The 15,727-nt window shown below is 62.8% G+C and carries 7 protein-coding genes and 3 pseudogenes; 7 read left to right on the top strand and 3 right to left on the bottom strand.

The genetic code is table 11. The annotated features are described in order from the left end of the window. Window positions 1-257 (top strand): lyase (locus tag LJE91_18180; protein MCG6870585.1); only part of this gene is annotated, 257 nt, incomplete at its 5' end. Between the two features lie 474 nt (window positions 258-731). Here LJE91_18180 and LJE91_18185 read toward each other — a convergent pair. Both LJE91_18185 and LJE91_18190 read right to left on the bottom strand, forming a co-directional pair. After that, the gene (locus LJE91_18185; GenBank protein ID MCG6870586.1) at window positions 732-1,769 is read right to left on the bottom strand and encodes a sodium:calcium antiporter; all 1,038 of its coding nucleotides are present in this window, start codon (window positions 1,767-1,769) and stop codon (window positions 732-734) included. Window positions 1,770-2,000: 231 nt separating this feature from the next. Beyond that, window positions 2,001-2,129: pseudogene (locus tag LJE91_18190) on the bottom strand (IS6 family transposase). A 238-nt stretch (window positions 2,130-2,367) separates the two neighbouring features. Between LJE91_18190 and LJE91_18195 the strand changes: the two are divergent. The 6 genes and pseudogenes from LJE91_18195 to LJE91_18220 all read left to right on the top strand — a co-directional run bounded on the left by LJE91_18195 (window position 2,368) and on the right by LJE91_18220 (window position 14,040). Next, a complete protein-coding gene (locus LJE91_18195; GenBank protein ID MCG6870587.1) occupies window positions 2,368-3,021 on the top strand; it encodes a DUF5752 family protein in 654 nt (217 codons plus the stop codon). Next, window positions 3,021-4,262: a glycosyltransferase gene (locus tag LJE91_18200; GenBank protein ID MCG6870588.1), complete on the top strand. Its 1,242-nt coding sequence runs from the start codon at window positions 3,021-3,023 to the stop codon at window positions 4,260-4,262. The genes LJE91_18195 and LJE91_18200 overlap by 1 nt, the downstream gene beginning before the upstream one ends. Window positions 4,263-4,393: 131 nt before the next feature. Then, window positions 4,394-6,019 (top strand): annotated as a pseudogene (gene glgX / locus LJE91_18205) (glycogen debranching protein GlgX). Next, complete coding sequence (gene treZ / locus LJE91_18210; GenBank protein MCG6870589.1) at window positions 6,016-7,860, top strand: malto-oligosyltrehalose trehalohydrolase; 1,845 nt, start codon at window positions 6,016-6,018, stop codon at window positions 7,858-7,860. Before glgX ends, treZ begins: the two are co-directional and overlap by 4 nt. Before the next feature lie 23 nt (window positions 7,861-7,883). After that, window positions 7,884-13,046 (top strand): malto-oligosyltrehalose synthase, encoded by a 5,163-nt coding sequence (locus tag LJE91_18215; protein ID MCG6870590.1) that lies wholly within the window; start codon window positions 7,884-7,886, stop codon window positions 13,044-13,046. Between the two features lie 6 nt (window positions 13,047-13,052). After that, window positions 13,053-14,040: pseudogene (locus LJE91_18220) on the top strand (hypothetical protein). Window positions 14,041-14,139: 99 nt separating this feature from the next. Here LJE91_18220 and LJE91_18225 read toward each other — a convergent pair. After that, window positions 14,140-15,423: a glucose-1-phosphate adenylyltransferase gene (locus LJE91_18225; protein ID MCG6870591.1), complete on the bottom strand. Its 1,284-nt coding sequence runs from the start codon at window positions 15,421-15,423 to the stop codon at window positions 14,140-14,142. Window positions 15,424-15,727: the final 304 nt, after the last annotated feature.

Raw genomic sequence — 15,727 nt, forward strand, 5'->3', positions numbered from 1 at the left:
GCAAACAAGCCGGGCCGTACGCGATGACCGTCGACAACAGGGACCGGGTCTGGTTCGTGGAAACCATTCCACAGCCGAACCGGTTTGTCGGCTTTGATCCGGCAACAGAGAAATTCTTCAGTCAGACCGACATCCCCAGCGGTGGCGGCTCGGTACGACACATGGTGTTCGACCCGCAAACAGATGCCATCTGGTTCGTAACCGATACGCAGAATATCGGGCGGGCGAGGTTGCGTACTAATTCTCGCTGGCGCTGATTTCCGATGATCTTCTCCGTCACGTATAGCGCGGTCAGTATGCAAAACGGTGCGTAACTGCCCCCCTGTAATCCGCATATATTTTCTGACCGCACTTCTTCCAGTTTTAGTTTATACCCGTCGCGGGCAGGTTTTCACGAGAAAGGGTGTGTCATATTCGTTTCGTGTCAAGACGCGATGACGCGTAATAGCCGCTCTATTGCAAGGAATCGCAACGCTGCCACGGGACGAAGAGGGCGTGTGTGCCGGGAAAACCCGTCCGTGACGGGTATAGCAAGGGATTGAGGGGGCGGTGTATGCTGAGCCAATGGGATTGTTTTCGCTGATGTCGTCGGTCCGTTGCGGGCCCTTCTCAATACCCGTCACTGTATCTCACTGGCGCGGTGCGGAGCTTGCGAAGCCCGCTGCCCAGCGGGTTGTCGTCCTGCGAGAGGTTCCAGTGCCTGCCACAGCGCCCATTCCGAAATTGGCTGGTCAACCGAAGATGAACAACAAGGAAAACGCCCCCACGTACAGAAAAAGCACTAAGAAACTCTCAGTCCCGATGTTGGCTATTCCGTGCTTCTCCCGGCGAACCAGTCCCATGGCTAGAATCCCGGTCAGCAAGATAGCAAGAGAGATCAGGTAGTATTGCTGTTGCGAGATGGCGGCGTAGATGGAGCCTTGCCGATAGGCCACGTCGGACATGACGACCACCAGAGTATCGAAGGCATTCCCTCCCAATACATCACCCACCGCGAGGGTCAGTTGACCAATGCGCACTGCGGTCACCGCCGTGATCAATTCGGGAAGCGAACTCGACAACCCGGTGATTAAACCTCCCACCACCGTTTCCGAAAGCCCTGTGTGCACCGAGATCCCGACGGCGGACCGCGCCAGCAGCCAGCCGGCCAACGTCATGAAGGCGCACGCGACTATGAATCGCATCCACAATCCGGCCAATCCGTGGTGCCCGCGACCTGGAGCCCGACCATCATCGACGCGGGTTTCCGGCGTTTCGCGAGGATGCCACATGGGTTGCTTATGCGCTTGGGACACGAGACGCATCCCCCAGATGTACGTCACCACGAGGCCTAGGCTCGCCGGATGGATCGACCATAGACTGATGTCTGGAACCCCCGCGGCCAGCAATGGGATTGCGAGCAGGGTAATCAGAAACACACTCATCATGAGATTTTCCGCAGAGGCGGCGGCGTGCTCGAGGTTTGCGCGATGGTAAGCAAGATCGGCCACGGCCAGCATAGCGGTCTGCCCCGCGATGCTCCCCACGGCGTTGCTGACAGCCAAGTCCGGATGTCCGTTGTACGCGGCCGTGGTCGATGTCGCAATCTCTGCCAGAGACGTGCTTCCTCCGACAAACAGTGCGCCCATCAGGGCCTGGCCCAAGCCGGTTCGCTCGGCGAGCTGACTCGCGACCAGGGTCATCATGATCCCGAAGCCGGTAATCGTTACGACAGCCACCGCGAATACCAACAGGCTCACGGAGAGTGGCCAAACAACTTCCTCAGTCAACGTCGCCCTGGTTCCCCGTCAAGAGATGTGAATCGCTCGAATCGGATTGCTCACTCGAGCGTGCCGCGCCAGGATACGCTGCGCCGGCATTGTCAACCTGGTGGAGCGTATCCAGTCCTGGCTCGGATTTCTAATCCTTTCTCCCCATCAATCGTATTTCGACTTCTGCCATTAGTCGAATGCCCGGAAACGAAGTAACCGGCAGTGCGTGGCCCGCATCAGGTGACGACCAATTCGAAACTGGCTGCTGACAACCACATGCACTGAGAGAAACCGCTGAGCTTGACCGGACCACTTGAATCGGCGCACGTACCATTCCCGCTCACGGGTCGGTTGGCAGGAGACTTCAGCACGGTTGTTGGCGTATCGATCGGTGACGTGGCGAATGGCTGGCAGGGTCGTGCAACGGGCCAAAATTTTGCAGCCCGGGCCCTTGTCCGCATACAAGTCGGTCGGTCCCGCACATCGGCGCCGCTCTCCCCCGATTTTCCAACCCGCTTTCACATGTCCACCTTCGGGTGCTATATATATATATATATAAGGAAATAGACGGCTCGAGTCTGTCGACATGATACGTGACACAGCGTCACCGCCAAGGATGCAGCCATTTGCACTCAAGGATTGTGCACTGATTGCTATTGCCACAGGAAGAAAAGCTCAGAATCTCAAGGAGTTACGGAATCATCTACTGACCGTGGAGCGTGGCAGCCTCTACTATCATTTTTGGGGCGGTTTGCTGCGCCCGGGATTCGAGGAACGCGAGTACGGCAATGACCTCGCCGAATGGGTTCGGCACAGCATTCACGACACACGGCTGGCCGAGCGGCTTGCTCTCGTCGATCCCAGTAAATTCCACGACCTGGAGGACATGCGGCAGGAACTGATCGACGTAGTCGAGGAGCGCCTGGATGAAATCGAAGTATTGAGTTGGGCTCCCGTCGACAGGCAATTTCAATTCATCCGCTCACAGACCGTGGTGTTCGATACTCGTCGATCCGTCCAGAATCCGGAACAACTTGCGGCCATCATCCCGTCTCTATCGGCCAGCAGTGTCTTTTTCCATTTCATCGACGCCCGCCAGCGCCTGACCGACAGCGAGGATGATTTTCGCTTCTGGCTGAGCAGCTGGGGCGATCACTACGGAGCGCTGCGAGAAAGGCTTTCCGCCATCGACCCATATTTCATTAGCCTGAATGAGCTGCGAGACCAGGTTTCGGCGATCTTCGGCGATTACTTTGGGGGAACCGGTTGATGCCCGGTCTGCTTGACGCATACGGTCAGATCGCTGGTGCGGAGATTGTCGACCATTTACAGCAACTGGCCGCACCACTGCGCGGGATGACCGTCGTTCACGTCAATTCCACCCGCGTGGGTGGCGGTGTGGCGGAGATCCTGGAAAAGTTGATCCCCCTGATGCGCGAACTCGGGATCGACACCCGCTGGGAGGTCATTACGGGTGAAGGTCAATTCTATGAATGTACCAAAGGCTTCCATAATGCGCTTCAGGGCAACCGTGTGGTCATCCCGGACCACCTGCTGGAGGCCTATGAACGGACCAATGCGCGTAACGCCGAGCAGTTGCGTTCGATCCTCGAGCCTGCGGACGTGGTGTTCATCCACGATCCCCAGCCAGCGCCGCTGGCAGGCCTGTGCCCGAATCGGAAAGGAAAATGGGTCTGGCGGTGTCACATCGATGTCAGTCATCCAGATCGCCGAGTCTGGCGCTATGTACGCCGTTTCGTGCAGGACTACGACGCCAGCATTTTTTCGCTGGCCGCGTTCGCGCAAAGCCTCCCCCACCCCGAGTACCTGATTCCGCCCAGTATCGATCCGCTGAGCGACAAGAACCGGGACCTCGAACAGACCGAGATCGACGCCGTGTGCACCCGGTTCGGGCTCGACCGGGACCGCCCCATGATCCTGCAGGTGTCGCGCTTCGACCGGTTCAAGGACCCCCTGGGCGTGGTACAGGCCCACCAACTTGCCAAGGAATTCGTTCCGGATCTCCAGCTGGTTCTGGCGGGTGGCACGGCAACGGATGACCCCGAGGGAGACGCCGTCTATCGGGATGTACAGAGCGCCACCGAGGGTGACCCCGACATCCACCTGTTGCTGCTGCCCCCGGACGCGCACGACGCCATCAATGCACTGCAACGCGCTGCCGATATCGTCCTGCAGAAGTCGCTGCGGGAAGGATTCGGATTGACCGTGACCGAATCCCTCTGGAAAGGTAAGCCCGTGATCGGGGGCGACACTGGCGGGATACGCCTTCAGGTGATCAATTACCACACAGGATTTCTGGTCAGCACACCAGAAGGAGCGGCTCTGCGCATCCGCTACCTGCTGCACCGGCCAGGGCGCATCGCCGAAATGGGCCAGAAGGCTAGGGAGTACGTGCGCGAAAACTTTCTCCTGACGCGGCAGGTGCGCGAGTATCTCACCGTGATGGTTGCACTTTCCCATGCGGCCGAGGAGCGCATCGAATTGGGCTAGTCGACGGGCCCTGGCGATTCCGTTGACGGGATGGCCGGGATGATTCGCGGTGCGCGCCGTCGGCCGGGGTTGTGCAATGGAAGTCTGCGGCATGTGCGACATGGCGCTGAGGGACAGCGCATTATAAGGATGTCAAAGGCTTCACTATGCGACACCCGGAGGTGCCGGAAGGTCTGCGGGGAACCTACGCCGGTCTCGCCACCGAGCCGATCGTCTCGCACTTCAGGCGCCTCGGTATCACCGCAATCGAGTTGATGCCCGTGCACGCCGCCGTGAACGATCGCCACCTCGTCAAGCAGGGTCTGAGTAACTATTGGGGTTACAACACCATCGGGTTTTTCGCCGCCGACACGCGCTACTCGGCAACCGGACTGGTCAGCGAGTTCAAGACCATGGTCAAGACATTGCACTCGGCCGGTATCGAGGTCATTCTGGATGTCGTCTACAATCACACGGCTGAGGGAAACCAGCTGGGTCCGACACTTAGTTTCCGGGGTATCGACAACACGGCCTATTACCGGCTGGTAGGCGACGAGCCGCGCTACTACCTGGACTACACCGGAACAGGCAACACCCTCAACATGATGCATCCGCGGGTCTTGCAGCTGATCATGGACAGCCTGCGCTACTGGGTGCTGGAGATGCACGTGGACGGCTTTCGCTTCGACCTGGCCGCGTCACTGGCGCGCGAGCTGCACGAGGTAGACCGACTCGGCGCCTTTTTCGACATCATCCACCAGGACCCGGTGCTTTCCCGGGTCAAACTGATCGCCGAGCCCTGGGACCTGGGAGAGGGCGGTTATCAGGTCGGTAATTTTCCGCCGGGCTGGACCGAATGGAACGGCAAGTACCGCGATGCGGTGCGGGACTACTGGAAAGGGGAAGGCGGCGTGATCGGCGAGTTGGCATCCCGTCTCAGTGGCTCGAGCGATCTCTATGAGTTGGACGGGCGCCGGCCCTACGCGAGCATCAACTTCGTGACCGCCCATGACGGCTTCACCCTGCACGATCTGGTGAGCTACAACGGGAAACACAACGAAGCCAACGGCGAAAGCAATCGGGACGGCGAGGACCACAACCGCAGCTGGAATTGCGGCGTCGAGGGGCCGACCGACGATCCCCACGTACGCGCCCTGCGCGCGCGTCAAAAGCTCAACTTTCTGGCCACGCTGTTGCTGTCCCAGGGCGTGCCCATGCTGTTGGCCGGGGACGAGATGGGCCGAACCCAGGGCGGAAACAACAACGCCTACTGCCAGGACAACGAAACGAGCTGGGTCGACTGGACCCTGGACGAAGACCACACGGCCCTGGTTGAATTCGTGCGTCAATTGATCTCACTTCGCAGGCGGCATCCCAACTTTCGGCGCCGTCGCTTCTTTGCGGGGGCATTGATCGAAGGCACGGGCATCAAGGATATCTACTGGCTCAACCCGGACGGTTCCGAGATGAGCGAAGAGGAATGGCAACACGCCTTCGCCCGCTACCTGGGCATCTGCACGCCGGGCGAGGGCATGCTGGAACGGGATGCGCACGGGCGCCTGATCTCAGACGATGACGTCCTGATGTTGTTGAACGCTCACCACGAGAAGATCCCCTTCTGTGTGCCCGACATCGACGGTATCGACCGCTGGTCGGTCGTCATCGACACCGGTGTAGCCGACGGCGCCGGCGCACGGCGGGACATCCGTACAGGGGACAGGTACCCCTTGCAGGGCCGCTCACTCGCGTTCCTGATCCATGCGCGCAACCAGGCATGAAACGCTGTCATCCCATGCCGTTCGGCGCCGAGATACAGGACGACGGCCAGGTGCGGTTTCGGCTGTGGGCGCCGGGTGCCCGAAAGGTCGAGCTGTGCCTTCAGGGCCACAAATCCGAGGCGCTGATCCCACTGGCCGTCGAGGACGAGGGCTGGTTCGGCATCGCCACCGGGCTGGCTAAAGCCGGAACCCTCTACAGCTATCGGATCGATGAGAGCCAACGGGTTCCCGACCCCGCATCGCGCTGCCAGCCACAGGATGTTAACGGCCCGAGCCGGGTGATCGATCCGCACGGTTTCAACTGGCGCGACGATGACTGGCGGGGTCGGCCCTGGGAACAGGCCGTGATCTATGAGCTGCACGTGGGCGCATTCAGCGAACAGGGAGGGTTTGAAGGGGTCCAAGCGAGACTCGACTATCTGTCGGACCTCGGTGTCACCGCCATCGAACTGATGCCCGTGAGCGACTTTCCCGGAAGGCACAACTGGGGATATGACGGCGTGTTGCACTTCGCCCCAGAAAGTCGCTATGGCCGCCCGGACACGCTCAAATCCCTGGTACAGGCCGCACACGAACGCGGTCTCATGGTCTTCCTCGACGTTGTCTACAACCACTTCGGCCCCGAGGGCAATTACCTGCATCTCTACGCCCCGGAGTTCTTCAGCGCTCACCGCCATACCCCCTGGGGCGCGGCGATCAACTTCGACGGGGCAGGCAGCCGCACGGTGCGGGAATTCTTCATCCACAACGCGCTTTACTGGCTGGAAGAATTCCATTTCGATGGCCTGCGCCTGGACGCGGTGCACGCCATCGCCGACGATTCGCGGCCCGGCATCCTGGTTGAACTCGCCGAACGAGTGCGCCGAGGTCCCGGCCGGGAGCGGCACATCCATCTGGTCCTGGAGAACGATGACAACGCCGTGCGCTATCTGACACGCCGGTCCGACGGAAGCCCCCGCTGGTACGATGCACAATGGAACGACGACATCCATCACGGCCTGCACGTGTTGCTGACCGGGGAGGGCGACGGCTATTACGCGGACTATGTCGATCGCCCCGCATGGTACACGGCACGCAGCCTGGCCGAAGGATTCGCCTACCAGGGCGAGCCCTCGGCCTTTCGCCAGGGCCGACGGCGCGGAGAGCCGAGTGCGGCGTTTCCACCCCTGGCGTTCGTCTCTTCCATGCAGAACCATGACCATGTCGGCAACCGAGCCTTCGGCGAGCGCATCGATTCCCTGGCTCCACCCGAGGCGGTGCGCGCGGCGGCCGTCATGCGACTGCTCGCGCCTTCCCCCCCGATGCTGTTCATGGGCGAGGAGTTCGCGGCATGCGCCCCCTTCCAATATTTCTGTGACTTCAAAGGCGACCTGGCGCGGGCCGTAACCGAGGGTCGGCGCGAGGAGTTCGCGCGTTTCGAACGCTTCTCCGATCGCTCGACGAGGGTGCGTATTCCCGACCCCAACGATCCCGCCACCTTCGTGCGCAGCCGGCTCGACTGGGAACGCCTGCTCGAATCCGGACATGCACGCCGGCGCAAGTTCTACAAGCTCCTTTTGCGCTTGCGGCGCGAGCGGATCGTCCCTCGGTTGCGTGGCATACGCGGCGAAGTGGCGACATTTCGCGTACTCGACGACAAAGGGATTTTCGCCAACTGGCGCCTGGGCGACGGTGCGAGGCTTTCGCTGCTGGCAAATCCGACCCCGGTGCCTCTGCCGCTGCAGGACTTCGAACCGCCGCCGGGGGAACCGCTCTACGCCCAGCCCGATGAATTCGTCACCGAGCTGGCTGCGCATCGCCTGCCGCCGTGGGGTGTCGCATACTTCCTGGAGGGGGGATAGCGGCCCGGCCGCCCGGCGCGAAAATGAACGCCTCCGCATTCGACCGGCTCTGCTCGCGCTTCGGCATCGCCCCGGAGTACACCGACATCTGGGGGCATCCCCATATCGTATCGGACGATACGCGCCGAGCCCTGTTGCGCGCCATGGGTGTGGACGCCGGCGGCGAAGCCGAGGCGCGCACTACCCTGGAGCGAACCGAGGCCCGGCAGTGGCGGCGCCTTCTTCCACCGGTGAAGGTCGTGCGCTCGGGCGCCGGCACGCTCGAAATCGAGCTCAGCCTCCCCGCGACCCGGGCCGACGAAACCTGGCACTGGAAACTTGTAGAAGAAGGCGGGTGGCACAGGACAGGTGAGTTTATCCCTGCCGGGCTCGAGCTGCGCGAGCGGCGCAGCGTTGACGGGGAGCCCTGGCAGCGGATGGTCCTCGCCCTGCCCGAGCCGCCCGTCCCGGGCTACCACCGCTTCGAGATCGAGGCTCCCAACCGCTCCACGATGACCCTCATCGTCGCGCCGCCCGCCTGCTACCAACCCGAGGCGATCCAGGACGAGGGCCGTGTCTGGGGGGTCACCATGCCCCTCTACTCGCTGCGGTCCCAGCGCAACTGGGGGATCGGCGACTTCACGGATCTGACGCGCGTGCTGGAGCTTGCCGCCCGCGAGGGGGCAGGGGTGGTCGGTCTGAACCCTCTGCATGCCGCATTTCCTGATAATCCCGGGCACGCCAGCCCCTACAGTCCTTCGAGCCGCATGTTCCTGAATGTCCTGTATCTCGACGTGGAAGCGATACCGGATTTCGCAGAACTGGGCGAGCCGCTGCAACAGGTCGCAAGCGAGGATTTTCAGGCGCGGCTTCGCGCCCTGCGGGCAGCGGACCATGTCGACTACGTGCAGGTTGCGGATCTCAAACTCCAGGTGCTCGAACAGCTATACGGGCACTTTCGCGAACGACATCTCTCGCCGGGCAGCATGCGGGCCGAGGCGTTTCGATCCTTTCAGGCCCGGCAGGGAAAGCCGCTTCATCGCCATGCCCTGTTCGAGGCGTTGCAGGAGCATTTCCATCGCGGGGACCCGTCGATATGGGGCTGGCCGGTCTGGCCCGAGGCCTACCGCGATCCCGATTCCGGGGCCGTCGCGGCCTTCGCCGGCGAGAACGTCGAGCGCGTGACATTCTTCGAGTACCTGCAATGGCAAGCGCAGCGGCAACTGGGCGCCGCGGGACGTCGCGCCTTCGAGCTCGGCCTCGGCGTCGGCATCTATCAGGACCTCGCGGTAAGCATCGATTGCGGCGGCTCCGAGGCCTGGGCCAATCAGGCGCTTTACGCCCTGGATGCCCGGATCGGCTCGCCGCCCGACGACTTCAATTTGCAGGGCCAGGACTGGGGGCTTCCGCCGTGGGTCCCCGAAAGCCTGCGCGAATCGGCCTACGAGCCTTTTATCGCGACACTCAGAAGCAACATGCATGCCGCAGGCGCCCTGCGTATCGATCACGTGACGGCGCTCTGGCGGCTGTTCTGGATCCCGGCCGGCAGTGCGCCGGCCGGCGGGGCCTATGTCCGTTATCCCTTCGAAGACCTCCTCGGCATCCTCGCCTTGGAAAGTCAGCGCAATCGCTGTCTGGTGATCGGTGAAGACCTGGGCACGGTACCCGATGCGGTGCGCAGGACCCTCAACCCCCGAGGCGTGCTCTCGTACCGGCTCCTGTACTTCGAGAAGAACGAAGATGGCGGCTTCCGGGCACCCGAAGAGTACCCCGCCCAGGCCCTGATTTCAGTCAGCACGCACGACCTGCCCACCCTGACGGGTTTCTGGTCCGGACACGATATCGAGTGGCGGCGGCGACTCGAGCTGTTCCCTTCGGAGGAAGACTACGAGAAACAGGTGATCCATCGAGCCGAGGACCGTGCGCGCCTGTTGATCGCGCTCGAGCGCGAAGGACTGCTGCCCGAAGGCGCGGACGTGAACCCGGTGTCCACCCCCGAGATGACCGCGGAGCTGGCCTGCGCGGTTCACCTGTATCTGGCAAAAGCACCCGCGCGTGTACTGGTGGTGCAGCCCGAGGATATGCTCGGCCAGTCCGAACAGTCCAACCTGCCGGGCACCATCGACGCGCATCCCAACTGGCAGCGCAAGCAGAGCCTGGAGATCGAGTCGTGGCCGGACGAACCGCGCATCGCGACGCTGTTCGCGGCCCTGCGAGAGGCTCGCGGTACCGCGGTCAGGCCTCCGGCCCTGCCCGCGGCCGAACGGCCGGTAGGTTGCGCGCGGATACCGCGAGCAACCTACCGGCTGCAGTTCAACAGGGATTTCACGCTCGACGATGCGACCGCGCTCGTGCCCTACCTGGACGCGCTCGGCATCAGCCACTGCTATGCCTCGCCGCTGATCAAGTCGCGCTCCGGGAGCGCACATGGCTACGACATCGTCGAGCACAATGCCCTGAACCCCGAGCTCGGCGCCCAGCCCGCCTTCCAACGGTTCACTGACACCCTGCAATCCCACGACATGGGCTTGATACTCGACGTGGTCCCCAACCATATGGGCATCATGGGGCACGACAATCCCTGGTGGCTGGACGTGCTGGAGAACGGGCCGGCCTCGCGATTCGCGAAGTTCTTCGATATCGACTGGAACCCCTTGAAGGAGGAGTTGCGTGGCAAGGTCCTGTTGCCGGTTCTGGACGATCACTACGGCAACGTGCTCGACCGGGGCAGTCTGATACTCGTCTTCGACGCCGCAAACGGGGCCTTCTCGGTGGACTATTTCGAGCACCGCTTCCCGCTCGACCCCCGGGAATATCCGCGCATTTTCGCGCATCGGCAGGCGCACCTGGCCGAACGTCTCGGGGCTGAGCATTCTAGTGCGCTCGGATTCGCCAGCCTGATGACGGCCTTCGCCAAGCTGCCCCTGCGCATTAACACAACGCCAAGAGCGATCGCCGAACGATCCCGCGACGGGCAGATTCACAAACAGCGACTGGCGCAAATGTACGCGAGTGACGCCGATATCGCCCGCTACATCGACGAAGCACTGCGGGACTTCAACGGCGCCGAGGATTATCCGGCCGACCCCACCCTGTTCCACGAGCTGCTGCAGGTACAGGCCTGGCGCCTGGCCTTCTGGCGCGTCGCCGCAGACCAGATCAATTACCGGCGCTTTTTCGATATCAACGAGCTGGCCGCCCTGCGCATGGAGCACCGTGACGTGTTCGATGCCACCCACGGCCTATTGTTCGAGCTTATTGCCCAGGGTCGTCTGCAGGGACTGCGCATCGACCACCCCGACGGCCTGTTCGATCCGGCCCGCTACTTCCAGCGCATCCAGGAGCACGTGACGTCACTGGTCGCGGCGGGCCACGGCGATATCGAAGGCAACGTCGAAGACAAACCGCTTTACATCGTGGCGGAGAAGATTCTCGCCGCCGACGAACGACTCCCTGCCGATTGGCGCGTACACGGCACCACCGGCTACGACTTCGCGCGCGTCTGCGGGGGTCTGAGCGTCGACGCGGACGCCAAAGCACCGATGAACCGCAGCTATGGCGAATTCACGGGCGAGCCCGCATCGTTTTCCGAGGTGGCTTTCGCTAGCAAGAAGCTGATCATGCAGGAGGCGCTTGCCAGCGAGCTCAACGTCCTGGCGACCGAGCTGGCGCGCATTGCCGAAACGGACACGCACAGCCGCGATTTCACGCTCACCGGCCTGCGCCAGGCCCTTGAGACCGTCATCGCCTGCTTTCCGGTATATCGCACCTACGTGACCGCCGACGGATCCTCGCCGGGCGACGAAGCATACATCGAGCAGGCGGTCGCGGCGGCCCGGCGGCGCTCGGCGGCGGCCGACCTGACGATCTTCGATTTCGTGCGCGACGTCATCCTGAACCGCCAGGCAAAGGGCAAGGACGCCCCCTACCGCGCGCGCGTTACTCGCTTTGCGATGAAATTCCAGCAGCTCACCAGTCCGGTCACCGCCAAGGGCATGGAAGATACGGCATTCTATCGATACAACCGCCTCGTCTCCCTCAACGAGGTCGGCGGCGAGCCGGACCGGTTCGGAACACCGGTCGCCGAGTTCCACCTCGCCAACGCACGGCGCCGGAAGGATTGGCCGGGCTCGCTATTGAGTACGTCCACGCACGACACCAAACGCGCCGAGGACGTGCGCGCGCGCATTCATGCGCTTTCCGAGCTGCCCGCGGCGTGGCGGGACCATGCGAGCCGCTGGGCGCAGATAAACCATGCGCACAAACGAGAGACCGAGGGCGGGCCGGCTCCCTCGTCCAATGACGAGTATCTGCTGTATCAGACGCTGATCGGCGCCTGCCCCCTGGAGCCCCTCGATGAATCCGCCCTGTCCGTCTTCGTCGAGCGCATTCGGACCTACATGCTCAAGGCGGCCCGCGAGGCCAAACGGCATACCTCCTGGGTGAACCCCAATCCCGAGTACGAGTCGGCCTTGCACGACTTCATCGACGCGGTGCTCGATCCGTTCGCCAATTCGCGGTTCGTCAGCGACTTTCGGCCGTTTCAACGCCGCATCGCCCGGATCGGCCTGTTCAACAGCCTGTCACAGACTTTGTTCAAGCTGACCGCGCCGGGGGTTCCGGACATCTATCAAGGCAACGAGCTCTGGGACTTCAGTCTGGTGGATCCGGACAACCGGCGCACCGTGGATTTCCCGTTGCGCCGCACGTTGCTCGAGGAGCTCGAGCGCGACTTCGGCAGCGGGGCGGTGCCGCGCGAGCGCCTGCGGGGCCTCGTGGAGGACCTCGAAGACGGCCGGATCAAGCTCTACCTCACCTGGAAGTGCCTGGGGTTACGCAGGCGGGCCCAAGCGCTCTTCGAGCGCGGCGACTACCTGCCATTAACGATGACCGGCCAGCGAGCCAAACACCTGTGCGGGTTCGCGCGCCGGCGCGGAGCGCTCGCCGTGATCGCGGCCGCGCCGCGACTGGTCGGACAACTACTGGGTGTGGAACATCTAACGCCGACGGAGCGATCCCTGTGGCGTGATACCCGCATCGAGCTGCCCGCCTCGCTCTCCGGGTGCGCCTACACGAACGTGCTCACGGGAGAGGAACTGCGTCCCGAACGCATCCAGAACCGCTATGGGCTGCCCGCGGGCATCCTGTTCCCGGATTTTCCGGTCGTCCTGCTGTACGCGCGGGGCATGGAGATGAATGACGCATGACAGCCCTGTCGGAGATTCGGCGTGTGGTTCAGCCGTCCCGGCAACGGCATGAGTCATCCCGTACACATGGAACGCTTCGGCCGCCCCGGCGCCACCCAGTTGGGGTGAGACAGCCATAGCTGCGCCGCCGGGGCACTGGGAATGCTGGCGATCGGGGCGGGCGGACTGGAAGTGGCCGCTGCCATCACCGGGGAGCCCTTTTATCTCACCATGCCCCAGGTCATGGGTGTCAGGCTCACCGGACGCCTCGGAGACTGGGTCAGCGCCAAGGACGTCATATTGGAGATGTTGCGTTGCCATGGCGTGGAAGGCGGCGTGAACAGGATCATCGAGTACTACGGTCCGGGTCTCGATCACCTCGGCGCGATGGACCGCCACGTGATCGCTAACATGGGGCTGCGGGATTTCGCGGTGCCGGCGCTCATGGTCGACGGGCGACAGGTCCACCCCGAGGTCTCCTTCGACGTCAATCCGACATCGCGCCAGCAACTGGAAACCCTGATCATTACGGGACTGCTGGGAAATCTCGTGCGCAGCGGCGCACGGCTGTATCGGCATGGACCAGGCGCCCGCCACCGGCCGGATCAGCCTGCGCACCGTGCCGCGCAATTTTCCGGGTCGTTCCGGGACCAAGGAGGACGAGGTCTACCTGTGCCGCCCGGAGACCGCGACCGCCTCGGCACTGCGCGGCGTAATCACCGATCCCCGGACGCTGGACATGGATTACCCGCGCTTCGTCGACCCCGGGAAGGTGGCCGTCAACACCACGATGCTCCTGCCGCCGTTGCCCGAGGGACAATCCGGACCAATCGAGAAGGGTCCCAACATCCAGCCGCTGCCAGAGCTCGAGCCCCTGCCGAACCGCATCCGGGGACCGGTGCTGCTCAAGACCGGCAACGATACCTCCACCGACGAGATCATGCCGGCTGGCGCCCGGGTGCTGCCCTTCCGCAGCCACATCGAGGCCATTTCCCGATTCTTGTTCGAGCCGATCCACTCGAGACACGCACCCGGCTCGAGAGGCGATTCGGGTGAAATGCGGTTTGCCGGCACGAGGCACCGGGTTTGCCGCGCACCTTTGCTGTGGCACAGGCTACTCGGCGTACCCGATCCCGTAGCCCCGCGAGTCGCGAGCATAGTAGGGTATACGTCCCCTAGGGATCACCACGACCCCTGCGGGGCTCACCGTGTAACGGTTGCCGTCCTCCACTGGATCGAAGCCGATTCGCATATCCTTCTCGATCAGGTTGTGGCGATCGACGATGGTGCGGCGCAGCCGCGCACCGCGTCGCACGCGCACGTAGTCCATGATGATGCAGTCCTCGATGTCGGCCCCCTCTTCGACCACCGCCTCACGGCGCACGATGGAATTGCGCAGGCGCGCATCGTGAATCACCGAAGCCGCGCCCAGCAGGCAGTTGTCGATCTCCCCACCGATAACCTGGGCCACCGGTCCCTGGTAATTGCTGGAATAGAGCGGCCACTGAGGGTTGAACAGATCGAAGCGCGGCGTGGCGCCGAGCACGTCGCGATTGGCCTCGAAATACGCATCGATCGTACCCACGTCCCGCCAGTAAGCCGGTTGCGTTTCCTCGTAAGGTTTGATTCCGGGAATCTCGTTACTGGCGAAGTCGTAGGCGAAGACACGGCGCGTCTCCAGCATCCGCGGCAGCACATGCGCGCCGAAGTCGGTCTCACCGCGCCCGTGGGCCTTGCGCAGCACCCCTGCCAGGCTGGCGGCGTTGAACAGGTAGTTGCCCATCGAAGCATAGGCCCGGTTCGTGTCACCGGGCATCGGTGTGGCGTGTCGGGGCTTCTCCAGGAAGCCCCGGATGCGTCCGTCCGCGTCCGCCTCGATGATGCCGAAGCTCGATGACTGCTCCAGCGGGACGGGCAGAGCGGCCACGGTGACCTCCGCATCGCGCTCCAGGTGAAACCCGATCATCTGATTGATGTCCATGCGGTAGACATGGTCGGCGCCGAACACCAGGACCAGCTCCGGGTGCTGGTGCTCGATCAGATTGAGATTCTGGCAGACCGCATCCGCGGTGCCGGCGAACCAGCCATGGCTCTCCCGCATCTGGGGCGGCACGACGGTGACGTACTGGTCCGGGAACAGGGGCGATATGGTCCAGGCCTTGCGGATGTGCTCGATCAGCGACTGGGACTTGTACTGCACCAGGAGGTAGATGGTGACGATCCCGGAGTTAACCAGGTTGCTGAGCACGAAGTCCACGATACGGTAGCGGGCCCCGAAGGGCACCGCAGGCTTGGAGCGCTTGTGGGTGAGCGGTTGCAGCCGCGCACCCTGGCCACCGGCCATCACCATCGCCATCACTCTGTTGGCGTAGCGGTATTGGCCCTTGAGATGGGTCATATCCTGTCCCTCGGAACACATCCTGGGGCTGCGCGTCGAATCCATTTAACCGGGCAATGCGCTCAGGCTGACTGGACACCATAGCAAGATGTCGCATGCGCACGAGGCGCGGGTCCAGGATTGTGAGGTACGTCTGGCGGATTCCCACCCTTTCGCCGGCCTTAGGCGATTTCTGTCAAATGACATACCATCCTGCTTGTCTTTGTCGTCCGTCCTCTGTGTTGCGACAACAGTGACATAGTTCGACTATGCGCCTGTTGTCGCGCCTTGATGACGAACGAAAATCCGACGCGATCTGGTATAT

The sequence above is a fragment of the Gammaproteobacteria bacterium genome, from assembly GCA_022340215.1.
Classification (GTDB): Bacteria; Pseudomonadota; Gammaproteobacteria; order JAJDOJ01; family JAJDOJ01; genus JAJDOJ01.

Coding starts and splice junctions, on each gene's coding strand:
- LJE91_18215 (MCG6870590.1), top strand. CDS start 7,884: ATGAACGCCTCCGCATTCGACCGGCTCTGCTCGCGCTTCGGCATCGCC.
- LJE91_18195 (MCG6870587.1), top strand. CDS start 2,368: ATGCAGCCATTTGCACTCAAGGATTGTGCACTGATTGCTATTGCCACA.
- LJE91_18225 (MCG6870591.1), bottom strand. CDS start 15,423: ATGACCCATCTCAAGGGCCAATACCGCTACGCCAACAGAGTGATGGCG.
- treZ (MCG6870589.1), top strand. CDS start 6,016: ATGAAACGCTGTCATCCCATGCCGTTCGGCGCCGAGATACAGGACGAC.
- LJE91_18200 (MCG6870588.1), top strand. CDS start 3,021: ATGCCCGGTCTGCTTGACGCATACGGTCAGATCGCTGGTGCGGAGATT.